The sequence below is a fragment of the Methylocystis sp. WRRC1 genome (assembly GCF_020733155.1).
Lineage (GTDB): Bacteria > Pseudomonadota > Alphaproteobacteria > Rhizobiales > Beijerinckiaceae > Methylocystis.
In genome coordinates this window covers 540,427-563,132 of sequence record NZ_JAJFZJ010000001.1, presented here as the reverse complement: position 1 = coordinate 563,132, position 22,706 = coordinate 540,427, and the positions used below count along the sequence as shown (strand labels likewise).

General features: G+C 64.7%; 19 protein-coding genes and 1 pseudogene. 13 read left to right on the top strand and 7 right to left on the bottom strand.

Annotated features, from left to right (window positions below; all coding sequences use genetic code 11):
- Window positions 1-41: 41 nt before the first annotated feature.
- The gene (locus tag LG047_RS02900) at window positions 42-1,364 is read right to left on the bottom strand and encodes a pilus assembly protein TadG-related protein (RefSeq protein ID WP_227965252.1); all 1,323 of its coding nucleotides are present in this window, start codon (window positions 1,362-1,364) and stop codon (window positions 42-44) included.
- A 396-nt stretch (window positions 1,365-1,760) separates the two neighbouring features.
- On the opposite strand from LG047_RS02900, the gene LG047_RS02895 reads away from it, so the two are divergent.
- Both LG047_RS02895 and dksA read left to right on the top strand, forming a co-directional pair.
- A complete protein-coding gene (locus LG047_RS02895; protein WP_227965250.1) occupies window positions 1,761-2,972 on the top strand; it encodes an NADP-dependent isocitrate dehydrogenase in 1,212 nt (403 codons plus the stop codon).
- Between the two features lie 151 nt (window positions 2,973-3,123).
- Window positions 3,124-3,540: an RNA polymerase-binding protein DksA gene (dksA, locus tag LG047_RS02890; protein WP_036282023.1), complete on the top strand. Its 417-nt coding sequence runs from the start codon at window positions 3,124-3,126 to the stop codon at window positions 3,538-3,540.
- Between the two features lie 61 nt (window positions 3,541-3,601).
- Here dksA and LG047_RS19665 read toward each other — a convergent pair whose 3' ends face one another.
- Window positions 3,602-4,759, bottom strand: coding sequence for a flagellar biosynthetic protein FliO (locus LG047_RS19665; protein WP_305080313.1), 1,158 nt, complete (start codon window positions 4,757-4,759; stop codon window positions 3,602-3,604).
- 288 nt (window positions 4,760-5,047) lie between these two features.
- Between LG047_RS19665 and cckA the strand changes: the two genes are divergently transcribed.
- The gene (cckA, locus tag LG047_RS02880) at window positions 5,048-7,564 is read left to right on the top strand and encodes a cell cycle histidine kinase CckA (protein ID WP_227965249.1); all 2,517 of its coding nucleotides are present in this window, start codon (window positions 5,048-5,050) and stop codon (window positions 7,562-7,564) included.
- 46 nt (window positions 7,565-7,610) lie between these two features.
- Here cckA and LG047_RS02875 read toward each other — a convergent pair whose 3' ends face one another.
- Window positions 7,611-8,747 carry a DUF2865 domain-containing protein gene (locus tag LG047_RS02875; RefSeq protein ID WP_227965247.1) on the bottom strand — a complete coding sequence of 379 codons (1,137 nt, stop codon included), beginning with the start codon at window positions 8,745-8,747 and terminating at the stop codon, window positions 7,611-7,613.
- A 320-nt stretch (window positions 8,748-9,067) separates the two neighbouring features.
- Between LG047_RS02875 and LG047_RS02870 the strand changes: the two genes are divergently transcribed.
- On the top strand, window positions 9,068-9,589 hold the full coding sequence (locus LG047_RS02870) for a CreA family protein (RefSeq protein ID WP_227965244.1): 522 nt from the start codon (window positions 9,068-9,070) through the stop codon (window positions 9,587-9,589).
- Between the two features lie 8 nt (window positions 9,590-9,597).
- Here LG047_RS02870 and LG047_RS02865 read toward each other — a convergent pair whose 3' ends face one another.
- Entirely contained in the window at window positions 9,598-9,933 is a 336-nt protein-coding gene (locus tag LG047_RS02865; protein WP_051134072.1) for a hypothetical protein, read from the bottom strand.
- Between the two features lie 282 nt (window positions 9,934-10,215).
- Here LG047_RS02865 and cysS point away from each other — a divergent pair, with 282 nt between their 5' ends.
- The 4 genes from cysS to cimA are packed head-to-tail and all read left to right on the top strand — an operon-like array spanning window position 10,216 to window position 13,922.
- Window positions 10,216-11,583 (top strand): cysteine--tRNA ligase, encoded by a 1,368-nt coding sequence (gene cysS / locus LG047_RS02860; protein WP_227965242.1) that lies wholly within the window; start codon window positions 10,216-10,218, stop codon window positions 11,581-11,583.
- 46 nt (window positions 11,584-11,629) lie between these two features.
- The gene (locus LG047_RS19525; protein WP_255679528.1) at window positions 11,630-11,764 is read left to right on the top strand and encodes a hypothetical protein; all 135 of its coding nucleotides are present in this window, start codon (window positions 11,630-11,632) and stop codon (window positions 11,762-11,764) included.
- Between the two features lie 2 nt (window positions 11,765-11,766).
- Window positions 11,767-12,276, top strand: a complete 510-nt coding sequence (locus LG047_RS02855) for a GNAT family N-acetyltransferase (RefSeq protein ID WP_227965240.1) — start codon at window positions 11,767-11,769, stop codon at window positions 12,274-12,276.
- On the top strand, window positions 12,276-13,922 hold the full coding sequence (cimA, locus tag LG047_RS02850) for a citramalate synthase (RefSeq protein WP_227965238.1): 1,647 nt from the start codon (window positions 12,276-12,278) through the stop codon (window positions 13,920-13,922). The genes LG047_RS02855 and cimA overlap by 1 nt, the downstream gene beginning before the upstream one ends.
- A 50-nt stretch (window positions 13,923-13,972) precedes the next feature.
- Here the strand turns inward: cimA and LG047_RS02845 are convergent, their stop codons facing one another.
- Window positions 13,973-14,569 carry a TIGR00730 family Rossman fold protein gene (locus LG047_RS02845; protein ID WP_227965236.1) on the bottom strand — a complete coding sequence of 199 codons (597 nt, stop codon included), beginning with the start codon at window positions 14,567-14,569 and terminating at the stop codon, window positions 13,973-13,975.
- A 133-nt stretch (window positions 14,570-14,702) separates the two neighbouring features.
- On the opposite strand from LG047_RS02845, the gene LG047_RS02840 reads away from it, so the two are divergent.
- Together LG047_RS02840 and LG047_RS02835 are read left to right on the top strand one after the other, a co-directional pair.
- Complete coding sequence (locus tag LG047_RS02840; protein WP_227965235.1) at window positions 14,703-16,583, top strand: ABC transporter ATP-binding protein/permease; 1,881 nt, start codon at window positions 14,703-14,705, stop codon at window positions 16,581-16,583.
- A 154-nt stretch (window positions 16,584-16,737) separates the two neighbouring features.
- Window positions 16,738-17,370, top strand: a complete 633-nt coding sequence (locus LG047_RS02835) for a hypothetical protein (protein ID WP_227965233.1) — start codon at window positions 16,738-16,740, stop codon at window positions 17,368-17,370.
- On the opposite strand, the gene LG047_RS02830 is transcribed toward LG047_RS02835, so the two are convergent.
- Window positions 17,347-17,637, bottom strand: a complete 291-nt coding sequence (locus LG047_RS02830) for a hypothetical protein (RefSeq protein WP_227965231.1) — start codon at window positions 17,635-17,637, stop codon at window positions 17,347-17,349. The genes LG047_RS02835 and LG047_RS02830 overlap by 24 nt on opposite strands.
- Before the next feature lie 115 nt (window positions 17,638-17,752).
- On the opposite strand from LG047_RS02830, the pseudogene uvrB reads away from it, so the two are divergent.
- The 3 genes and pseudogenes from uvrB (at window position 17,753) to LG047_RS02815 (ending at window position 21,352) form a co-directional block, all read left to right on the top strand.
- A pseudogene (uvrB, locus tag LG047_RS02825) lies at window positions 17,753-20,310 on the top strand (excinuclease ABC subunit UvrB).
- Window positions 20,311-20,470: 160 nt separating this feature from the next.
- Window positions 20,471-20,689: a translation initiation factor IF-1 gene (gene infA / locus LG047_RS02820; RefSeq protein WP_016920926.1), complete on the top strand. Its 219-nt coding sequence runs from the start codon at window positions 20,471-20,473 to the stop codon at window positions 20,687-20,689.
- 24 nt (window positions 20,690-20,713) lie between these two features.
- Window positions 20,714-21,352 (top strand): Maf-like protein, encoded by a 639-nt coding sequence (locus tag LG047_RS02815; protein ID WP_227965228.1) that lies wholly within the window; start codon window positions 20,714-20,716, stop codon window positions 21,350-21,352.
- 24 nt (window positions 21,353-21,376) lie between these two features.
- Here LG047_RS02815 and alr read toward each other — a convergent pair whose 3' ends face one another.
- The gene (alr, locus tag LG047_RS02810; protein ID WP_227965227.1) at window positions 21,377-22,525 is read right to left on the bottom strand and encodes an alanine racemase; all 1,149 of its coding nucleotides are present in this window, start codon (window positions 22,523-22,525) and stop codon (window positions 21,377-21,379) included.
- Between the last annotated feature and the right edge of the window lie 181 nt (window positions 22,526-22,706).

The window sequence follows — 22,706 nt, the reverse complement described above, 5'->3', positions numbered from 1 at the left end:
CGTAAACGACGTCTCTTCGATGCGCCGCCGCATCTCCTGCATCAATGCGTCAGTTTCAGCGCGAGCTCCTGCAGCGCCCTGTTGAACAGGCTCTGCATGCCTCGCGTGATGTCGCCCGGCTCGGACGCCGTGAAGAAATAGCCCTGGGACGCGCAGCCTTGCAGATTGGGGGAAATATTCGGCGCAAAGGGGCCTATCAACCTGTCATATTGAACCGTGCCGGGGAACGGCACGTAAGTCGTATAGACAACGGCGACGATGGCGCCCTTGCTCTTCAGCGCGTCACATGCGGTGACGGGGAAGGCGCTCGTCGGCGCCTTGGTCATCCATGACGGCCACCAAGGCAGCGGCAGGCCGGTCGGGCCGACCATCTTGTTCCAGCCCGTGTAGATGCCGTCCTCCACGCCGTCGGTGACGAGGAACACGATTTCGAGCGGCGCGGCGCTGGTGAGCCCCGTGCCGTTGCCCTTGATCTTGTTGGCGACAAGCCAGGTCACCGCGTCGGCCGCCTGCGTGCCGTCGTCGTGGGTGGGGAGATCGAGATTTTTCACGGCGTTCGCCACATTCGTTAGATCCGACGTCATCTCGACGAGCGGCGAGACACGATGGTTGAAAGCGTAGACGCCCATCTGAATATGCTCGCGCGCATTGGCGCTCGCCACCATCTTTGCCTGTGCGACGAGCGCGCCAGTGGCGTCGCGGAGATCGTCGATGCGGAAGCGGATGCCCTGCGCCTTGGGCTGGTCGTAATATTGCGCCTCATAGCCTTCCGAATGACACGCGAAGGCGCAGCCGGTCAGCGCCTGAAGTCGCGAAATGTCGTCCGAGGTCGCGCCTATCCCCATCGACATCGAACGATCCAGCAGCAGATGGAAGTTCAGATACATATGCGTGCCGAGCGCGATATTGGACGTGACTTTCCCGTTGACGGGGATCGTCTGCACGCCCATCAGTCGCGCGATATTCGTGGGAATGTCGGCCGAATAATTGACCGTCGCCGACCATGAACCCTCACTGCTAGAGAGTTCGATCGTCGGTTTTCGGTCGGCCCCGCGCATGAGCGGATCGCCGTTCATATACTGGACGCCGGCCGCGACGCCGGCCTTGATGATGTCGTTCTGGCCGCAACCCTGAAAATTCGAGACATTATTGCCGGCGGGATTGGCGATACAGTCCGATTCCTTCTGGGCGGCGGCCTTGACGGCGGCGAGCGCCGCCCGGTCGGCGAGATGATTCAATCGCGATCTGACCGTCACCGCCTGCGTGTAATCGACGGCGGCGCCCATCATCATGAACATCGGGATGAGCGCGAGCCCGAAGATCATCGCAATGGAGCCGCGCTCGTCGGCGCAGAAATTTCGCAATCGCTTCCGGACGCGCGACCCGCGTGCGAGAGCATAAAATCCAGATTTGCGCATTGGTCTGAATATCCACATAGCGCGAAAAGAGCTTCGCCATGGTTCCAGATGCGCAAGCTAGACCGTGAATCTTGAGCGTTCCTTGCAATATTCCAATAGTCAACAAAAGCTCTGTTGCCGCCGGCTAACGCAAAATCTCACGAAAACCAAAGCGCTTCTTGTTATGTGTACAACTGTTCATGAAGCTCAGGGGAAGGACGGCCGCCATATGTCGACTGGTCGTCGTTCGGGATCAATTCTGACGCGGTTTCAGATCCCTTGATTTGACGGGCCATGATGGCGCCCGCTTTGCCTTGCATTGGCGCGGCGTTATAAGCGGGCGCCGAACGGGATGAGGGTTTCATGCAGAAGATCAAAGTGGCGAATCCGGTCGTCGAACTCGACGGCGACGAAATGACCCGGATTATCTGGGCTTTCATCAAGGACAAGCTGATCCGGCCCTATCTCGACATCGATCTGCTTTACTACGATCTCTCGATCCAGAATCGCGACGCCACCAATGATCAGGTGACGGTCGACGCCGCCAACGCCATCAAGCAGCATGGCGTCGGCGTGAAATGCGCCACCATCACCCCCGACGAAGCGCGCGTTAAGGAATTCAGCCTCAAGGAGATGTGGAAGTCGCCGAACGGCACGATCCGCAACATTCTGGGTGGCGTGATCTTCCGCGAGCCGATCATCTGCAAGAATGTGCCGAGGCTCGTGCCGGGCTGGACGCAGCCGATCGTGGTCGGCCGCCACGCTTACGGCGACCAGTATCGCGCGACGGATTTCAAGGTTCCCGGCAAGGGCCGCCTGACGATCAGGTTCGAGGGCGTGGACGGGCAGGTGATCGAGAAGGAGGTGTTCTCCTTCCCCGGCGCCGGCGTCGCCATGGCCATGTACAACCTCGACGAGTCGATCCGCGAATTCGCGCGCGCCACCTTCAACTATGGGCTGGTGCGCAAATTCCCCGTCTATCTCTCGACCAAGAACACGATTCTCAAGGCCTATGACGGCCGCTTCAAGGATCTCTTCCAGGAGATCTACGACGCGGAATTCAAGTCGCAGTTCGAGGCGCTGGGCCTGCATTACGAGCATCGCCTGATCGACGACATGGTCGCTTCGGCGCTGAAATGGTCGGGCGGTTACATCTGGGCCTGCAAGAATTACGATGGCGACGTGCAGTCGGATACGGTCGCGCAGGGCTTCGGCTCGCTCGGCCTCATGACCAGCGTGCTGATGACGCCCGACGGCAAGACGGTGGAGGCGGAGGCCGCGCACGGCACGGTGACGCGGCACTACCGCGAGCACCAGAAGGGTCACGAGACCTCGACGAACTCCATCGCCTCGATCTTCGCCTGGACGCGGGGCCTCGCCCATCGCGCCAAACTCGACGGCAACGAGGAACTCGCCCGCTTCGCCCGCACACTCGAGGAGGTCTGCGTGGCGACAGTCGAGGCCGGCTTCATGACCAAGGACCTGGCGCTGCTCGTTGGCTGCAACCAGAAGTGGCTTTCGACCACCGGCTTCCTCGACAAGATCGACGAAAATCTGCGCAAGGCGATGGGTTGAGCGCACTGGCGCGCCTTTTCCGGCTCATTTGCAAGGTTATGATTCTGCACGGTATGCGGGTGAAAATGGCAACACGGGCGTCAGCGATTGTAAGTGTCAACCGGCGCGTCTATATAGGCTCCGCCTATGGCCTTACGGGGGATTCGCGGCAATGACGGTGGATTTGGAAGAGACTTACAAACCGTCCGAAGACGAACCCTTCATGAACGATAGGCAGCGCGAATACTTCCGTCGCAAGCTGCTGTCGTGGAAGGAGGACATTCTGCATGAAAGCCGCGAAACGCTGGCCGCCCTGCAGAATGAAAACGAAAACCATCCCGACCTCGCCGATCGCGCGTCATCGGAGACGGACCGCGCCATCGAGCTTAGGGCCCGTGACCGGCAGCGCAAGCTGATCGCCAAGATCGACGCGGCGCTGATGCGTCTCGAGGACGGCACCTACGGCTATTGCGAGGAGACGGGCGAGCCAATCTCGCTCAAGCGCCTCGACGCCCGGCCGATTGCGACGCTGTCGATCGAGGCTCAGGAGCGCCACGAGCGGCGGGAAAAGGTCTATCGGGACGACTGATCTGCGGTTTTCGTTGAAGCAATGAAAAAGGGCGTCGCTGACAAGGCGACGCCCTTTTTGCTTATTCCTTCTCCGGACGGCCCAGAAGCCGCGCCATTTCAGCCTCGAGCGACTCGAGCGGGTCGATCTCGGCGGCCGGCGGCGGCGGGGGCGGCGTCGGCTCCTTCACCGGCGGCGGGGGCGGCGCGGGCGGCGGCGCAGCCGGGCGTTGCGCTGCCGGGGCGGGCGCAGGCGGCGGGGCGGCCGGCGGCGGCGCGGCGGGACGAGGGGGAGCCGGCGGCGGCGCGGCTGCTGCGGGCGCCGGAGCCGCAGGGGCGGCGGGCGGCGCAGGAGGCGGCGGGGGCGGAGCGGCAGGGCGCGGCGGCGGCGGAGCTGCTGCTGCGGGAGGAGCCGGCGGCGGCGCGACGGGAGCCGCGGGCGGAGCAGCCGGCGCGGGGGCGGGCTTGGGAGCGGGAGCCGGCTCGGCGTCCTTCTTCGGCTGAATCAGACGCTGCGTGCGCGCGAGGAAGGGCGGCGTCGTCGGCCGCGACGTCGATGGCGAGAGGCGCGACGACAGGGGCGGCGGAGGCGGAGGCGGCGGCGGCGCAGCCGGACGGGCCGGCGGCGGGGCGGTCGGAGCGACGGCGGCCGGCGGCGGCGGGGGCGCTGGCTCCTTCGCCACCGGCGGCGGCGGGGACGCGGGTGCAGGCTTGGCCGGCGCCGGCGCGAAAAGGTCCGGCGGCAGGTTCAGCGGGCCCGGCGCGGCGGGCTTCGGAGGCGGTCCGGCAGGCGAAAGTGGGGCCGCTTCCGGCAAGGCGGCGCCGGGCGGCGGTCCGGCCTCCCGGGCCGGCGGCGGCGCGCCCGGGCCGGGCGGCCAGCCAGCGGCGGGCTGCGGAACGGGCCGCGATTCGGCCGGACGGCCGATCGCGCCCTCGACGCGATTGATCGTCGCCTCCACGAGAACGTCGTTCGGTCCGCCGATCAGGAGAAGGTGTTCGATGTTGTCGCGACGAACGATGACGAGCTGACGCTCGCGGTCGAGATCGAACACATCGACGACATCGAGGCGTCGCGGGCGATTGCGGGCCCCCGGCGCGCGAATTTTTCGTCCGAACAGGAGCCGGAAGATGTAAAGCACCAGGAGCGCGGCGAACAGGAACGCCACGATTGCTCCGAGTACGGGGAGCAGTTGTGAGAATTTCTCGGGCATGAACAGCAAGTCTCTCGTTCGAACGCGCATGAACCTTGCCAATTTAGCATCTTTTCTGGCAAGCGGCGCCGAAAGGTTAACGAATGGTTAACAAATGTCGATGAAGTCAGGGGCGTTTTACCCCGACGTCCTCGCCATTGCTCCCCCGATCGCCGATGTTTCGAGCGAATCTGCCGAAGCGCGCGATCTAAAGGCTTGGGGAAAACTGGACGGCGTTTCGACTCTTTTTCGTTAAGCATTATTCTGGGGGCGAGACCGAATCGCCCGCGGCGACCTCGCGGAAGCGGCGTTCGGGCTCTACACGCGGGGCCTAAAGTGATGACCGAGCGGGCGGCGCCGTCTGCATTTGACCGAAACGAGCGGCCCGGAAACGCAGGCCTCGTGATGGCGTTGGCCGTCGCGATCGTCGCGGTGCTCGGCGTATATTTTCTGGCGCCGGCGTCTCTGGCGCCGCGTTTCATGATGCTCGCGCTGGCGCTTTTCGGCGTGGCCGGAATATTTTTTCTTTTCGCCTACGCCGTCGGCCTCATCCAGTTCTCCACCCGCGTCGCCCGCAACGACGTCACCAAACTCATCGCCGACACATCGGGGGAGGGCCTGCTCGTCACCAAGGGCGATTTGCAGATCGTCTACGCCAACGAGGCATACATGGCTCTCTGCGGCGCGCGAGACGCCGCGGGACTGCAAGCGGTCGAGCGACTGTTCTCCGGCCCGCCGGAAGTCTCGGAAGCGATTTATCGCCTCGCCCAGGCAGCCCGCGCGGGGACGGCGCATGTCGAGGATTTGCGCCTTTCGCCGCCGCTCACTGGCCTCGGCCCCTTCGGGTGGTACCGCATCCGCGTGCGTCCGCTGCCGCAAGCCGGGCCGCGCGCCGCGCTTTGGGCCGTCGCCGACGTGACCGCCGATCGCCAGCGGCAAGAGAATGTCTTTCAGGAGCTCCAGCACGCGATCGACTTCCTCGATCACGCGCCGGCAGGTTTCTTCTCCGTCGGGCCGGACGGAGAAATCTCCTATATGAACAAGACGCTCGCCGGCTGGCTCGGTTACGATCTGACGCAGGTCGGCTCGGGCGGCGCGACGCTGTCGACCGTCATCGCCAACAACGGCGCGGCGCTGCTGGCCGCGGTGGCTGGATCGCCCGGCGAGGTGAAGACGGAGCAGATCGACCTCGATCTGCGTTGCCGTAACGGGCGCTCTCTGCCGGTGCGGCTGCTGCATCAGGTGGCCTTCGGGCAGGACGGCGCCGCCGGCGCCTCGCGCACACTGGTGCTCAACCGCGCCGCCGGCGAGCAGCCCGAGGACAATTTGCGCGCCGCCGAAGTGCGTTTCGCCCGCTTCTTCAACTCGACGCCGATGGCCATCGCCACGCTCGACGCCGAGGGGCGTCTGCTCGGCTCCAACGCCGCCTTCGCCCGGCTGCTTCCGCAGGCGCTGAAAGGCGGGCAAGGGAGCGAGAGCGCGCCATGGGCGGTGCTCGCCGATCTGAACGAACGCGACAGCGCCGCTCTGCGCAGCGCCATACAGGACGCGGTGGAGGGCAAGAGCGACATTCGCCCGGTGAATGTCGCCTTCGACGACGGCGCCGCGCCGCGCTCGGCGCGCTTTTTCGTCTCGCCGGCCGAGGACGCCGGCAAGAAGGGCGCGATGATCTACGCGCTCGATACGAGCGAACAGCGCAAGCTGCAGGAGGAATTCGCGCAGTCGCAGAAGATGAACGCCGTGGGCCAGCTCGCGGGCGGCATCGCGCATGATTTCAACAACATGCTGACGGCGATCATCGGCTATTCCGATCTGCTGCTCTCCAGCCATCGTCCGACCGATCCGGCCTTCCGGGACATTCGCCAGATCAAGGAGACGGCCAATCGCGCCGCCGGGCTGACGCGGCAATTGCTGGCCTTCTCGCGCCGCCAGACCCTCCGTCCGCAGGTGTTGCAGCTGAGCGACGCCCTTTCGGAGCTGCAAATCCTCCTGCGCCGCGTCGTCGGCGAGAAGAACGAACTCGACCTGCGCCACGGCCGCGACTTGTGGTTCGTGAAGGCGGACATCACGCAATTCGAGCAGGTCATCATCAATCTCGTCGTCAACGCCCGCGACGCCATGCCGGAGACGGGCGGGCGCGTGCAGATTCGCACCCGGAACGTCTCCAAGGCGGATTGCGCCAGCTTCAACGAGCCGGAGCTGCCGTCGGCCGACTATGTGCTGATCGAGGTCGAAGACAGCGGAAGCGGCATCCCTCCGGAGGTGAAGGAAAAGATCTTCGAGCCCTTCTTCACCACCAAGGAGGTCGGGAAGGGCACTGGCCTCGGGCTATCGACCGTGTTCGGCATCATCAAGCAGTCCGGCGGGTTCATTTTCGTCGACAGCGAAGTCGGGCGCGGGACGATCTTCCGCATCTTCCTGCCGCGCCATGAGCCGGAGGAAAAGGAGCAGTCCCAGAAGGCGGACGCGCCGAAGGCCGCCGCAGATTACACCGGGCAGGGCGTCGTGCTCCTCGTCGAGGACGAAGACGCCGTGCGCGCGATCGGCGCGCGCGCCCTCAAATCGCGCGGCTTCACGGTGCTGGAGGCTGCGACGGGCCTCGAGGCGCTGGAACTGGTGGAGGAGGTCGGCGGCAAGATCGACCTCATCGTCTCCGACGTGGTCATGCCGGAGATGGACGGCCCCGCAATGTTCGCCGAGCTGCGAAAACGCGGCGTCGACGCCAAGGTGATCTTCGTCTCCGGCTACGCGGAAGAGGCTTTCGCCAAAAACCTGCCGGAGGGCGACTTCGGCTTCCTGCCCAAGCCATTCTCGATCAAGCAGTTGATCGAGACAGTGAAGTCGCATTTGGGGTAATCGGCGCAAGCAGCGGCGTTCGCCGGATCGGCTGTAGCCGACGCGCTTACAACATTGGCGCTACTACCCGCACGCGGCGTTTGACGCCGTCCGGCCCCACGACTTCGCGGTAGACCTCGCCAGAGGCGTCGTCGGTCGCGGGGGCGGTTCCCCGCAAGGCCTCGTTCCCTTGCGCGCCCCCCGGCGGCTGCGCCCTGGTTTTTTTCGCGCGCGGGTCGGCGGATGTGAGCGGCCGCGACATCTGCTCTGCTTGCTCGGCGGTTACCATCTGGTCCTTGCTGTTTCGCTCGGCGATGATCCGCTCGGCCTCGGCGAGCGCCTCCGCCCAGCTCTGCCCCGGGGGCTTGCAGCCGCAGGAGGCGTCATAAGTCTTCTGGAATTTCAGCGCGTTGGGGTGATCGGAATAGGGCTCGCCCTCTATGGAGACGGCCTCGTTGAGGTCTCTCCATGGCGCGCGGGTGTAGAGCTTCGCCTCCGCATTCGGGCAAAGCGCTTTGCAGAGCGCGTTCAAATCGTCGAGATTAGAGTTTTTGGCCGTATAATTCAGCGGAAAGAAGCCGCCGTCGCAACTGCGAACGCAAAGCGCCTGCGAGCCGCCGCGCGGCCGCTCGTCGCTCTGATCGCTTTCGTCATAGGGGTCGCGCGGCTCGGGCTCGACGGGGCCGACGGGAACTTCGCGCAGGCCGCTGGCGTTATTGGGCGGCGCGACGCCGAACAGCTCTTCGAAAAAATTGCGCGGCTGCGGCGCGCGCGCGGGCATGACACGGGGATTGCGGCATTCGCCCTCGTAGCGTGCGGCCAGCGCCTGGCGTTGGCTGTCGTCGGCCGCGCCCTGCTCATAGGCGGCGATGCTGCCGCGCAGGGCGCTGAGTCGGGCGTTGAGGCCAGCGCATTGCGGTGGCGGCGGATCGCCGAAGAACAGGAATTGTTCGCGGTCGCAGCCCATGGCGCGCCCGCGCGCGGCGAGCCGGCCGTATTCCGCGCGCTGCTTCGCGGCGGCGGCGCGGTAGCGGGCGGCGGCGCCGTCCGCGGCCGCCCGTGCGATCTGCGTCCGCAGATCGGCGCAATAGGCGCTCTCGGCGCGCGCGCCGCCCGTCGGCGTTCCGGCGGCCGCCATCATGGTCGCAAGCCATGCGACGACTGAAAACCCGTGGGAAAACCTCGGCCCCAAGTTTGGCCTCATGAATTTCTCTGGCTTCTGAGGGATGGCGACCGGTTGGGGCCGGACCTCGCAGGACAGGGCCGTCCGGGTGACGCGCCCACCCGCCGCGCGAATCGCCAAATCGCTACGCTTTTGTTCATACTCGCCTAATCGCGCCTCGCATGATAGCGGCCATGATTGTCACGCGCATCATGTCCGCAAAAAGGCGAGGCTCGCGACAGGTTTCGTCACCCGTGTTCCTGCGGCGGCGCAACAATTTTTTTGTCTCCCCGAAGGTTCGGGCTCTTCCCTTGCCGCTCGAACTCGCCCATATCCGCGGCGTCGACTTGGAGGATTAACCTATGAAACGTTCCGGTTTCGCTGCAATTTTTTCGATCGCCGTCGCCGCGCTGGCAAGCGCAACCCATGCCGACGCGCAAAACGGGCCGGACCTCATCTTTCGCAAGTCGACCGATTTCAAGCTCCTGACCCCCAACGACAAACTCGCCACCTATGGCGTCGACGACCCCCTCGTCGAGGGCGTGGCCTGCTATTACACGGCGCATGAAAAGGGCGGCGTCGCGGGCATGTTCGGGGTCGCCGAGCAGACCTCGGAAGTCTCGCTCTCCTGCAGCCAGTATGCGCCGATCAAGTTCAAGGAAAAGTTTGGTCAGGGAGATTTGGTCTTCAGCGAGCGCCGGTCGTTGCTGTTCAAGCGCATGCAGATTGCGCGCGGCTGCGACGTGAAGCGCAACGTCCTTGTTTACATGGTCTATTCGGACAAGCTGGTAGAAGGCTCGCCCGAAAATTCCACGTCCACCATCGCGATCCAGCCGTGGGGCGGCCAGACCGACATTCCGAAATGCGCCGACTTCGTGAGGTGAGGGGCTGATCAGTCCGTGCAGGAGACGACCGCCGCGCCGGCCTGAGCCGGCGTGCGGGCCGTATCCGAATGAATGGCGGCGGTGACGTCCTCGGCGCGGCCATAGGCGCGCGCGGGGCCGTGGCCGTGGGACTCGCACCAGGCGTCGGCGACGATCTTGCCGCATTCGGACTGCTGCGTGAGACACTCCAGCACGCCATAGCCGTCCTGATCCGAAATCACATAGGTCGCCGCGGTCTCCGCCTGGGCGCCGGATTGATAGGCTGCGCTGACCAGCAGGCCGGCGAGCAGGGGCGCGAGCAGACGCGGCCAGACCGAACCTTCGAATTTTGACGGCATGAACATGGGGGGCCTACTTTAAGCCGCGAAAACAAGGGCGCGGACGGCCTCCAGAGTTAGCGGGACGCGGTAAAATATGCGTTAAGTCGCCACGATCTCGCCTTAATGCGGCGGCGGGTCGCGCTTGACGCGGATGCGCTCCGGGCGCATGGTCGCGTCATGACGCTCCGTTTCCGAATTTGTGGCCGGATTATTATCAGCTAGCGCCCACCGCTGGCCGGAGCCGTCACGTCTCATCAAACGACATGAAACGACGCCCCGGCCGGTATTGGCCTATTGGGGAATTGCATGTCGCAGACGCTCAGGATCTACAACACGCTCGCACGCGAGAAGCAGGAGTTTCGCCCGCTCGACGCGTCCAACGTGCGCATGTATGTCTGCGGGCCGACGGTCTATGACTATGCGCATATCGGAAATGCGCGTCCGCTGATCGTCTTCGACGTGCTTTACCGGCTGCTGCGCCATCACTACGGCGCCGATCACGTCACCTATGTCCGCAACATCACCGACGTCGACGACAAGATCAACGCGCGCGCCGCCGAGCGTGGGATTTCCATTCGGGAGCTGACCGAGGAGACCAACAGGGTCTTTCAGGAGGACGTTCGCGCGCTCGGCTGCCTCGAGCCCACGGTGCAGCCGCGCGCGACCGAGCACATTGCCGAGATGATTTCGATCATCGAGAGGCTGATCGCGTCTCGCCACGCCTATGCGGCCGACGGCCATGTGCTGTTCGACGTGCCGTCGATGAAGGATTACGGCCGGCTGTCGCGCCGTTCGCTCGACGAAATGCTCGCCGGCGCCCGCGTCGACGTTGCGCCCTACAAGCGCGGCGACATGGATTTCGTGCTGTGGAAGCCATCGAAGGAGAACGAGCCGGGCTGGGACAGCCCGTGGGGCAGGGGCCGTCCGGGCTGGCATATCGAATGCTCCGCAATGTCGTGGAAGCATCTCGGCGAAACATTCGACATCCACGGCGGCGGCATCGATCTCGTCTTTCCACATCATGAAAACGAGATCGCGCAATCACGCTGCGCCTTCGATCACGACGTGATGGCGAATTACTGGATGCATAACGGATTCCTGCAGGTCGAGGGCGAGAAAATGTCCAAGAGCCTGGGGAATTTCGTGACGATCCACGAGTTGCTGCACACGGAGAAATTCGGCGGGAGGAAATGGCCGGGCGAAGTACTGCGCCTCGCGATGCTGCGCACGCATTATCGGCAGCCGATCGACTGGACAGTGAAGGCGCTGGAGGAGGCGGAGACGAGTTTGCGGCGATGGGCGGAGTTTATTGAGGCTGGCGAGACTACTGGCGATAGTGGTGACTTCTTTGGTCAATTCGTCGGTGCTCTGAAGGATGACCTCAACACCCCTCTCGCCATGAGTTTCCTTCATAGTGTGTTCGACCCCCGCCTGCTTGATGACGCATTGATGCTCGTCGGCATTGACGCTCGAAGCTACGTGCAATGGATCGAACGCGAGACGCGACGGGGGGTGGACGCCGCCGCCATTGGCGCTCTTATAAATGCCCGCCTCGCCGCTCGCGCGGCAAAAGACTGGGCCGAGTCCGATCGCATCCGCGACGAACTCGCCGCCATGGGCATTGCGCTCAAGGACAACAAGGACGGCACGACGACATGGGAGGTGAAGCGGTGAAAGCTTCCTTCCATCAATTCTGCAAACGTACCAATGGAGCGTAGACATGTCCAATAACGACTGGAAAAAGACGCTGCCGTTCAAGCGCCATTGGCTCGTCTATCTTATTTTCAAACTTCTCGTGCTCGCCTTCGCGGCGTTCATCGCGTGGCATCTGCTGCGCGCATTTGATGTCGTCTGACAATGGCGCATAGTGCGACGACGCCCGGATTGCGGCCCTTTCTCCCCGCCGATGCGGCGCCGCTGGCGGCGCTGTTTCGCGCGAGCATAGAGACGCTTGCCGCCGACGATTATGACGACGATCAGCGCGAGGCCTGGGCGTCTGCGGCGGATGACGAAGCGGCGTTCGCCGCGCGTCTTGCGAGCGGTCTCACGATCATCGCGCTCGTCAACGGCGCCATCGCAGGCTTTGCGTCGCTCAAGGACAACAGGCTTTTCGACATGCTCTATGTGCGTCCGGATCTCGCGGGTCAGGGCGTCGGCTCGGCGCTTGCGGAAGCGATCGAAAAGCTCGCGGGCGCTCGGGGAGCGAAGAAACTGACGGTCGACGCCTCCGACGCCGCACGGGACTTTTTCGCCGCGCGCGGTTACGTCGCGCAGCAACGCAATACGGTGACGGTCGCCGGGCAATGGCTCGGCAACACCACCATGACCAAGGAACTGGCGGCGCCGGCCGCCGGGAGAGCGCATTGATGACGAAGCAACGCGTGACGCTTTACGACACGACGCTGCGCGACGGCGCGCAGACGACGGGCGTCGATTTCTCGCTCGACGACAAGCGGCAGATCGCCGCCATGCTCGACGAGCTCGGGATCGATTACGTCGAAGGCGGCTATCCCGGCGCCAATCCGCTGGACACGGAGTTCTTCGCGGCGCGGCCGAAGATGCGCGCCCGCTTTTCGGCCTTCGGCATGACGCGGCGACAGGGGCGCTCGGTCGAGAACGACCCCGGCGTCGCGGCGCTGCTGGACAGCTCCGCGGACGCCGTGACTTTTGTCGCCAAGAGCTGGGACTATCAGGTCAAGGTCGCGTTACGCTCCACGGAAGAGGACAACCTCGAGGGAATTACGCAATCCGTAAGAGCGGCGGTCGCGCGCAGTAAGGAGGCGGCGGTCGATTGCGAGCATTTTTTCGATGGTTTCAAGGACAATCCCGAATATGCGCTCGCCTGCGCCAGGGCGGCATATGACGCGGGCGCGCGCTGGGTTGTGCTTTGCGACACCAATGGCGGCACGCTGCCGCATGAGGTCGAACGCATCGTTACGGAAGTTGTAAAAGTCATTCCGGGCGAGCGCGTCGGCGTGCATTGCCACGACGACACGGGGCAGGCGGTTGCAAATTCTCTCGCCGCCGTGCGCGCCGGCGCACGGCAGATTCAGGGAACGCTCAACGGGCTCGGCGAACGCTGCGGCAACGCCAATCTCACGACGATCATCCCGACGCTGCTGCTGAAGGACGAGTTCGCTTCGCGCTTCGAGATCGGCGTGACGCGCGAGAAGCTGACACACCTCACCCGCATCAGCCACGCGCTCGACGAATTGCTGAACCGTGCGCCGAACCGCCATGCGCCCTATGTCGGCGCCAGCGCCTTCGCGACCAAAGCCGGCATTCACGCCTCGGCCGTGCTGACCGATCCGCGCACCTACGAGCATGTGCCGCCTGAGACGGTCGGCAATACGCGCCGCGTTCTGGTGTCGGATCAGGCGGGGCGCTCCAACATCATCTCGGAGCTGACGCGTCTCGGCGTCGCGCTCGACAAGGACGACCCGCGCCTGACGCGCCTTCTCGACGAGGTGAAGGAGAAGGAGGCGCAGGGCTATGCATATGAAGGCGCCGATGCTTCATTCTTCCTGCTCGCCAAGCGCGTGATGGGCGAGGCGCCGCATTATTTCGACATCGAGCGCTACAGCGTCGCGGTGGATCGCCGTTTCGCGCGCAACGGCTTCGAGGACAGGGGCGCCGAGGCGATCGTCAAGATCAATGTGCATGGGGAGACGCGCATCTCGGCGGCCGAGGGCAATGGTCCCGTCAATGCGCTCGACCTCGCATTGCGCAAGGACCTCGGGGCCTATCAGCGCTTCATCGACGACGTGCGGCTCGTCGATTATCGCGTGCGCGTCTTTCAGGGAGGCACGGACGCCGTGACGCGCGTTCTGGTGGAATGTGCGGATGACGAGGGCAATCGCTGGTCCACCGTCGGCGTATCGGCGAATGTCATCGACGCGTCTTTCGAGGCGCTGGTCGACGCGATCAATTACAAGCTGATGATGTCGGGCGCACGGCCCGACGAGCACAAATATACGGCGTCAAAGCACGATCCGCTCTGGGGAACGATCTAGCGAAAGTCCCGCCCTGTCCCGCGTCGGCGGGGAAGGGGCCCGATGACAGCCTACATCCTCTCGGTCACCGCCGTCGCAGCAATCTCCGGCGTTCGGCGCGCCGCCGCGAAGATCATCGGCAAGACGTCCTCGATGCGCTCCGCCACCATGTAATGGACGTCATATCCCTCGCGGATGAAAGCCGTATTGCGCATATGCGCGAGGAGCGACAGCAGCGGGCGCCAGAAGCCGCCGATGTCGGCGATGACGAGGGGCTTGGTGTGGCGGCCGAGCTGGATCCAGGTGAGCTGTTCGGCGAGTTCCTCCAACGTGCCGACGCCGCCAGGCAGGGCGACGAAAGCATCGGAGCGCTCGAACATCACACGCTTGCGCGTGTGCATGTCCTCCACGACAAGGAGCTCAGTGAGACCCTCCGCCGCGATTTCGCGGTCGTCGAGGAAATCCGGGATGACGCCGGTCACGCGGCCGCCGGCTTCGAGCGTCGCGCGCGCGGCGATGCCCATCAGGCCGCAATTGCCGCCGCCATAGACGAGGCCGACGCCCGCGCGCCCCAGCGCGGTCCCGAAAGCCTCAGCAGCGGCGGCGTAGCGGGGGTCGTCGCCCTCAGCTGAACCGCAATAAACGCAAATATTTTTTATGTCGTGCATGTCGTGTCTCATGTAGCGCCTTGTCGCGCGCTGAAGCCGAAGGCGTCAAGCGGGGTGCGAAACCGGCCCAAACGTCATATATGACACCCTAGGCCTCGACCGAGGCGTTTTCATCACCAGCACCGGAACCCGAATGCTCAGAATTGGCCAGCGCGACTCGAGCGCTCACGGCGCTCCCGCGGACGCGCCTCTGTCGGAAGCCTCGCTCTTCACGACCATCCGCCATTTGTGGCCCTATATATGGCCGCGCGGGCGGCGTGATCTGGAGCGACGCGTCGCGATCGTCTTCGTGCTGCTGTTCATCAGCAAGATGTTCAACGCGCTCACGCCCTACGCCTTCAAATGGGCGACGGACGCGCTGGCCGCTGGCGGCGATGGCGTGGTTGCGGCGGTGGGGCTCGGTGCGGTCGGCTTCACGCTTCTCATGGGCGGCATCCGCATCACCGCGGTCATTCTCATGCAGGCGCGCGACGGCATTTTTGCCGCGGTGGCGATGAACGCGGTACGTCGTCTGGCCACGGACCTGTTCGTGCATATGCACGAATTGTCCCTGCGCTTTCACATCAGCCGCAAGACCGGCGGGCTCACGCGCGTGCTGGAGCGCGGGCGCAACGCCATTGAAACGCTCTCACGGCTCATCATGTCCACCGGCGCGCCGACGCTGATCGAGATGCTGCTGGTGCTCGGCGTGTTTCTTTATCAGTTCGACTGGCGCTACGGCCTCGTGCTGATCACGACGCTTGCGGCTTATTTCGCCTATACGACGATGGCGACCAACTGGCGCATCGCCATCCGGCGCCAGATGAACGAGAGCGACACGGACGCCAACCAGAAGGCGATCGACAGTCTTCTCAACTACGAAACCGTGAAATATTTCGGCGCCGAGGCGCGCGAGGCCGCGCGCTACGACAAGTCGATGATCCACTACGAGAAGGCGAGCACACATTCCTATGTGTCGCTCGCGGTCCTAAACGCCGGACAGACGGTGATCTACATCATCGGCCTGACGATGATGATGGTGATGTGCGTCTACGGAATCCGCGACGGCCGCAACAGCATCGGCGACTTCGTGCTCATCAACGCCATGATGATCCAGCTTGCCCAGCCGCTGAATTTCATGGGCACATTCTATCGCGAGGTGCGGCAGGCGATCATCGACATCGAGACCATGTTCTCGATCCTCGCGCGCAGCCCGGAAATTTCCGACAAGCCTGACGCGCAGCCGCTCGTCGTGCGCGAGGGTCACATCGTCTTCGATAATGTGTTCTTCCACTATGACGCCAACCGCCCGATCCTGAAGGGCGTCAGCTTCGAGGCGGCGCCGGGCAAGACCATCGCCATCGTCGGCCCTTCAGGCGCCGGCAAGTCCACCATCTCGCGTTTGATGTTCCGTTTTTACGAACCGCAGGGCGGGCGGATCACCATCGACGGGCAGGACATTCTCGACGTGACGCAGGTCAGCCTGCGCGCGGCGATCGGCATGGTGCCGCAGGATACGGTGCTGTTCAACGACAGCATCGGCTACAACATCCGCTATGGCCGCTGGGACGCGACGGACGAGGAAGTGCGCGAGGCGGCGCGGCTGGCGCAGATCGACCGTTTCATCGAGAGCGTGCCGGGCGGCTATGACGCGCAGGTGGGCGAGCGCGGCTTGAAGCTCTCCGGCGGCGAGAAGCAGCGCGTCGCGATTGCGCGGACGATCCTCAAAGGTCCGCCGATCCTCATTCTCGACGAGGCGACCTCGGCGCTCGACAGTTTCACGGAGCATGAAATTCAGGAGGCGCTGCGCCGCGTCTCCAGAGGCCGCACTACGCTCGTCATCGCGCACCGCCTTTCGACCGTCGTGGACGCGGACGAAATCCTCTTCCTCGACCACGGCCGCATCATCGAGCGCGGGACGCATAGCGATCTGCTCGCGCTCGGCGGCCATTACGCGGGTATGTGGAATCGCCAGCGCGAGGCTGCGGAAGCCCGCGCGAAGCTCCTGGAGGCCGAGCGGGAGGAGGTCGACTGAGGCCGCGCGGCCTCCCGCCGACGCTCCATGTTGGCGGATTTGCGGCGGCTTTTGGCGAAAAACGCACTTTGATCGAAGTCAAGCGGCGCTGCACGCTGGTCATTCGCATCCTCGCCATGCGGGGATGTTGGATGCCTTGAATCGGGAGCGTCTGATGCTGAAAACACTTCTGTTCGCTTCGCTGGCGGCGCTCAGCGCCGTTTCCACGGGCGCCCAGGCCCAGATCAAGGCCGAGCATCCCCGTTTTTGCGTCATGAGCGTCGGGCCGACGCAAATGATGTTCAGCGCCTTTCAGGAGAACAAGAGCGACGAGATTTTCTGCCAGCATGTGCCCGGTACGGGACCGACCATGCTCATCCTCGACGCGCGGCAGCCGGAGCTGCGCGACATGAGGATCGAGGTCCGCGTGCTCCGTGACGTCGGGCAGAAGGACTGGCGAGACGATCTCGACGTTAATACCGTCGCTATGCTTCCGGCGGGCAAGCATCTCGCCAAAACGGGCACGGCGAGCTTCACGCATAACTTCGCCGAAGAGGGCGATTACATCACGCTCGTGCGCGCGACGAGCGAGGACGGGTTGAAGGAATATGTCGGCCAGTATCAGTTCTCGGTCGGCGAATCGACGGAATGGGTGATGGCTGGCGGAGCGCTCGTCGCATTTGCGGCCGCAGCCGGGTTTGGCGTCTGGCGGCGCGGCAATGCGACGAGGAAGCCGCCGCAGCCTAAAGCCCAACCGGAGGATTCAGAGGCCAAGCCCGAGACGTCACCCGTTCGTCAGTCGACGTAAGTTCCGCTTGACCCGTTTCTTGTAGACGGCCATCGCGCGGCCCGGCGCGCGATGCGCCTGCCCGGTCAGGACGCTCTGCGCAGCCTGCAGCGTCGCCTCCGCGGCGGCCTCCACTTTCTCGGTCACCATGAGCCTGCTTTCGCGCGTGGCGTCGACGCCGCCAAAGGCGATCTTGGTCAGACGCATGGCGATGACCGTATGGGCCGCCCAGCTCATCGCGACGGTCTCGGTGAAGAGATTGGTCAATTCGCTCTTGCCCTTGCGCATGTCGGTCGCTCTCTCGTCAGGCGGTCGATGACAAGTCTAGCGCGTGAGGGCGCTCAAAAGCAAAGTCTGTGGCGTCCGGCTTCCATCTCCGCGCCATAGGCCCCATATTGCGGCCATGTCCAAAGCTCCCAGGAAAGACGCTCCGAAGAAGGACCCCGCGCGGCCGACCCGCGCCAAGGCGGCGAAACCCGAGGTCGCGCCGCTCGCGCCACATCTGGCGCAGTTGCTCAATCCCGCGCTGGCGCCCGGTTTTGGGGACATTCCGCAGGCGAGTTACGACGCCACGAATCTCACGGGGCTCGACGACGAGGAAATACCGAAATGGGTTTTGGGCGACTCGCCGCCTCAGGGCGGGGGCGTGCAGGCGACGGCTGACAGTCTCGCCGACTTGCTTCGCCTCGGCGACCCGAATCTGCGCGACAAGAAGCCCTGGGTTCCGCACAGGCCGGAACGTCCCGAGAAGTCCGAGGGCGGCGTTAGGTTCGAGCTCGTGTCCGACTACACGCCAAAGGGCGACCAGCCGGCGGCGATCGCGGAGCTGGTGAAGGGTATCGAGGCGCAGGAGCGCGATCAGGTGCTTCTCGGCGTCACGGGCTCCGGCAAGACCTTCACCATGGCGAGCGTCATCGCCGCGACGCAGCGCCCGGCGCTGATCCTCGCGCCCAACAAGACGCTGGCGGCGCAGCTCTACGGCGAGTTCAAGAGCTTCTTCCCCAACAACGCCGTCGAATATTTCGTCTCCTATTACGACTACTACCAGCCCGAAGCCTATGTGCCGCGCTCGGACACCTACATCGAGAAAGAGTCCTCGGTGAACGAGCAGATCGACCGCATGCGCCACGCGGCGACGCGCGCGCTGCTGGAGCGCGACGACGTCATCATCGTGGCGTCCGTGTCCTGCATTTACGGCATCGGCTCGGTCGAAACCTATACGGCCATGACCTTCTCCGTGCAGCTCGGCGAGAAGCTGGAGCAGCGCCAGCTCGTGACTGATCTCGTCGCCCTGCATTACCGCCGCGTGCAGGCGGATTTCACGCGCGGAACCTTCCGCGTCCGGGGCGACACGGTCGATGTTTTCCCGGCCCACTATGAGGACCGCGCCTGGCGCGTCAGCTTCTTCGGCGACGAGGTGGAGTCGATCTGCGAATTCGACCCGCTCACGGGCAAGAAGACCGTCGATCTCGAATTCGTGAAGATTTACGCCAATTCGCACTATGTCACGCCGCGGCCGACGCTGCTGCAGTCGATCAAGGCGATCAAGGATGAATTGCGCGCGCGGCTCGACGAGCTGAATCGTTCCGGCCGCTTGCTCGAGGCGCAGCGGCTCGAACAGCGCACACGCTTCGATCTGGAGATGATGGAGGCGACGGGCGCCTGCGCAGGCATCGAGAATTATTCACGCTATCTCACCGGCCGCAAGCCCGGCGAGCCGCCGCCGACGCTCTTCGAATATCTGCCCGACAATGCTCTCGTCTTCGCGGACGAAAGCCATGTCTCCATCCCGCAGATCGGCGGCATGTATCGCGGCGACTTCCGCCGCAAGGCGACGCTGGCCGAATATGGTTTCCGCCTTCCGTCATGCATGGACAACCGCCCGCTGCGTTTCGAGGAATGGGACGCGATGCGCCCGCAGACCGTGTCCGTCTCGGCGACGCCGGGCAATTGGGAGCTGGAGCAGACCGGCGGCGTTTTCGTCGAGCAGGTCATTCGCCCGACGGGCCTCATCGATCCGCCCGTCGAGGTGCGTTCCGCCCGCACGCAGGTCGATGACCTTCTCGACGAAGTGCGCGCGACCTCGCAGATCGGCTATCGCACGCTCGTGACGGTGCTGACGAAACGCATGGCCGAGGACCTCACCGAATATCTGCACGAGAATGGCGTGCGCGTTCGCTACATGCACAGCGACATCGACACGCTGGAGCGCATCGAGATCATCCGCGACCTGCGACTCGGCGCCTTCGACGTGCTCGTGGGCATCAACCTGCTGCGCGAGGGGCTCGACATTCCCGAATGCGGGCTGGTCGCCATTCTCGACGCGGACAAGGAAGGCTTCCTGCGCAGCGAGACATCGCTGGTGCAGACTATCGGTCGCGCCGCGCGTAACGTCGACGGCCGCGTGATCTTGTACGCCGATCACATCACCGGCTCGATGAAGCGCGCGATGGACGAAACAGAACGCCGTCGCGCCAAGCAGCAGGCGTATAATATTGAAAACAACATCACGCCTGCGTCCATCAAGCGCGGCATCGCCGACATTCTCGGCAGCGTCGCCGAGCAGGACCATGTGACGGTCGACACCGGCTTCGACATCGCACCTGGCCACAATCTCGCGGCGACGATCGCCGATCTCGAAAAGCGCATGAAGGAGGCCGCCGCGATCTGGCCTTCGAGGAGGCGGCGCGGCTGCGCGACGAAATCCAGCGATTGCAGAAGGCGGAGCTGCTGGCCGAGGCGAGCCCGATGCTGCGCATCTCCCTGTCGCGTCAGGCGAGGGCGGGGGGCGACGGCCCCGCGGGCACCCGCGCGCGCAAGCCCACCGACGCCGACATGGGGCCCCACAATTTCGGCGGCGGCGAGGCGCGGCCATTGGGGCGGATAGCCCCGCCACGCCCGGCGGGGCGGTCGAGCGGGGGAAAGCCGGGAACGCGGACGGTGAAGGGGAAGCCGAAGTAGCGACGGCGCCTTGAAACTCTCCGGTTCACAAATCCTGCAATCTCGATTAGTTTCCGCGCCAAGTCCGCTCCCCGAATCCGGGGAAGCGGGTATTTGCGTTGATGCGCCCGTCGGCTGAACCGGTTTCCTTTTCAGCGGATTGCGCTCCAGAAGGAACCACATGGCCAAGGAAGAACTGCTCGAATTTCCCGGAATCGTCACCGAACTGTTGCCGAGCGCGATGTTTCGCGTGAAGCTCGAGAACGATCATGAGATCATCGCCCATACGGCCGGCAAGATGCGCAAGAACCGCATCCGCGTGCTCGAAGGCGACAAGGTCCTCGTGGAAATGACGCCCTACGATCTCACGAAGGGCCGCATCACTTATCGCTTCCGGTAATCCCTTTCGGCGGAGCCTCGACCCGTGACAGCCGAACCCGCCGCCCCCCGCGCAAAACTCGTCCTGGCCTCGGCCTCGCCGCGCCGCTTGGCGCTGTTGCAGCAGGCGGGGCTGGAGGCCGACGCGCTTTTGCCTGCCGACATCGACGAGACGCCGCATCGCGGCGAATCGCCCCGCGCGCTCGCGATTCGTCTGGCGAGCGAGAAAGCAGCCGCTGCGGCGAAGGTCAAGATTGCGCATCCCGACCTGAAGGACGCCTATCTCATCGCCGCCGACACGGTCGTCGCGGTCGGGCGGCGCATTCTGCCCAAGCCCGAGACGACGGAAGACGCGGACGAATGTCTCCAGCTGCTCTCCGGCCGCCAGCATCGCGTCTACACGGCGGTGAGCATGATCACGCCCAAGGGATACGAGCGTAAGCGCCTCGTCGAGGCGCGGCTGCGGTTCAAGCGATTGAGCGCCATGGAGGTCGACGCCTATCTCGCCTCCGGCGAATGGCGCGGCAAGGCCGGCGGCTACGCCATTCAGGGCCTCGCGGGCGTCTTCGTCGTCAAGCTCGTCGGCTCCTACACGGCGGTCGTCGGCCTGCCGCTTTACGAGACGGTGTCTCTGCTCGCGGGGGAGGGTTATCCCGTCCTCACGCCATGGTTCGAGAAGGCGTGAGGCGAGCCCGAGGGGCGCGCCGGACTACTCCCCGACGTAACGCCTCGCGTATCGCCGGCCAAGGCGCGTGAGCACTTCATAGCCGATGGTCCGCGCGCGGCCGGCCAATTCCTCTACGTCGATGGTTTCCCCGAGCAATTCCACCCACGCGCCGCGCTGCGCCGCCTCTCGCGGCGCGTCCGTCACATCGAGCACGATGTAATCCATCGACACGCGGCCGATGAAGGGGCACCGCACGCCGCCGACGATTGCCTCGCCGGCTGGTTTCTTTGGCGCGGCCGTCGCCGAGACCGGCAGTCCGTCGGCGTAGCCGGCGCCGATGGTCGCGACGCGGGACGGGCGGGCCGCGGTCCAGATACCGTCGTAGCCGACACAATCCCCGGGCGCGAGGTCGCGCATGGCGATGATGCGGGCGTGAAGGCTCACCACGGCGCGCATCGGATTGGCGGCGCCGGGCGTGGGATTGCCTCCGTAAAGCGCATAGCCGGGACGGGTGAGCTCGAAATGCGGCTTCTCGGGAAGAAACACGGCCGAGGAGTTGGCCATGGACGCGGCAAGACCGGGAAAATGCCGCCGGGTTTCCTCGAAGGCGGCGATCTGACGGGCGTTGACCGGGGCGTCCGGAATTTGCGAGGTCGAGAGGTGACTCATCACCACCGTCGGCGCGATGGCCTTCGCTCGCTCGGCCACATCCGTCGCGTCAGCGGGGGAGAAGCCCAGCCGGTTCATGCCCGTATCGAAATGGATGGCGGCCTCCAGCTTGCGGCCGAGCGTGCGGCCGGCGGCGGCCCATTCCTCGAGTTCCGCGAAGGAGCCAATCGCCGGGCGCAGACGAGCAGCCGCGAGCCGCAGCGCGCAGCCGGGCGCGACGCCGTCGAGCACATAGATGGTCGCCTCTGGGGCAAGGGCTCTGGCCGTCTCGCCCTCGACGACGGTGGCGACGAAAAACGTCCGGCAACCGGCGGCAAGCAGCGCGCGCATGACAGGGATCTGGCCGACCCCATAGCCGTCCGCCTTGACGACAGCCCCGCATTCCGCTTGGCCGCCGAGCGTCGACAGCGCCCGCCAATTGGAAACGAGCGCCGAAAGATCGACGGTGAGCAGCCCGGTCTCGACCGGATCGAGGCGGTCGACGCGGGTGAGGAGGCGCTCGGCGGGTGCGATGATTCCCATGGGCCGGCATCATAGGCGAAAAAACACGGCGGTCAGATGGCGGGAGGCTTTCGGGCCACGGCGCCGCTCCAACGTGACCTTCGCCTTTTTGCGCCGACCTTGTTTTATTCGCCGATCACGGGGCTTCGTCCCGCTTCCTGCAATCGTGCTAGAAGCCGCGCAAACACATCCGCGCGGGATA

What these genes read in the sequence shown, in the direction of transcription:
- LG047_RS02895 (WP_227965250.1), top strand. Translation starts at nt 1,761, where the DNA reads ATGCAGAAGATCAAAGTGGCGAATCCGGTCGTCGAACTCGACGGCGAC.
- dksA (WP_036282023.1), top strand. Translation starts at nt 3,124, where the DNA reads ATGACGGTGGATTTGGAAGAGACTTACAAACCGTCCGAAGACGAACCC.
- LG047_RS19665 (WP_305080313.1), bottom strand. Translation starts at nt 4,759, where the DNA reads ATGCGCGTTCGAACGAGAGACTTGCTGTTCATGCCCGAGAAATTCTCA.
- cckA (WP_227965249.1), top strand. Translation starts at nt 5,048, where the DNA reads ATGACCGAGCGGGCGGCGCCGTCTGCATTTGACCGAAACGAGCGGCCC.
- LG047_RS02875 (WP_227965247.1), bottom strand. Translation starts at nt 8,747, where the DNA reads ATGAGGCCAAACTTGGGGCCGAGGTTTTCCCACGGGTTTTCAGTCGTC.
- LG047_RS02870 (WP_227965244.1), top strand. Translation starts at nt 9,068, where the DNA reads ATGAAACGTTCCGGTTTCGCTGCAATTTTTTCGATCGCCGTCGCCGCG.
- LG047_RS02865 (WP_051134072.1), bottom strand. Translation starts at nt 9,933, where the DNA reads ATGTTCATGCCGTCAAAATTCGAAGGTTCGGTCTGGCCGCGTCTGCTC.
- cysS (WP_227965242.1), top strand. Translation starts at nt 10,216, where the DNA reads ATGTCGCAGACGCTCAGGATCTACAACACGCTCGCACGCGAGAAGCAG.
- LG047_RS19525 (WP_255679528.1), top strand. Translation starts at nt 11,630, where the DNA reads ATGTCCAATAACGACTGGAAAAAGACGCTGCCGTTCAAGCGCCATTGG.
- LG047_RS02855 (WP_227965240.1), top strand. Translation starts at nt 11,767, where the DNA reads ATGGCGCATAGTGCGACGACGCCCGGATTGCGGCCCTTTCTCCCCGCC.
- cimA (WP_227965238.1), top strand. Translation starts at nt 12,276, where the DNA reads ATGACGAAGCAACGCGTGACGCTTTACGACACGACGCTGCGCGACGGC.
- LG047_RS02845 (WP_227965236.1), bottom strand. Translation starts at nt 14,569, where the DNA reads ATGCACGACATAAAAAATATTTGCGTTTATTGCGGTTCAGCTGAGGGC.
- LG047_RS02840 (WP_227965235.1), top strand. Translation starts at nt 14,703, where the DNA reads ATGCTCAGAATTGGCCAGCGCGACTCGAGCGCTCACGGCGCTCCCGCG.
- LG047_RS02835 (WP_227965233.1), top strand. Translation starts at nt 16,738, where the DNA reads ATGCTGAAAACACTTCTGTTCGCTTCGCTGGCGGCGCTCAGCGCCGTT.
- LG047_RS02830 (WP_227965231.1), bottom strand. Translation starts at nt 17,637, where the DNA reads ATGCGCAAGGGCAAGAGCGAATTGACCAATCTCTTCACCGAGACCGTC.
- infA (WP_016920926.1), top strand. Translation starts at nt 20,471, where the DNA reads ATGGCCAAGGAAGAACTGCTCGAATTTCCCGGAATCGTCACCGAACTG.
- alr (WP_227965227.1), bottom strand. Translation starts at nt 22,525, where the DNA reads ATGGGAATCATCGCACCCGCCGAGCGCCTCCTCACCCGCGTCGACCGC.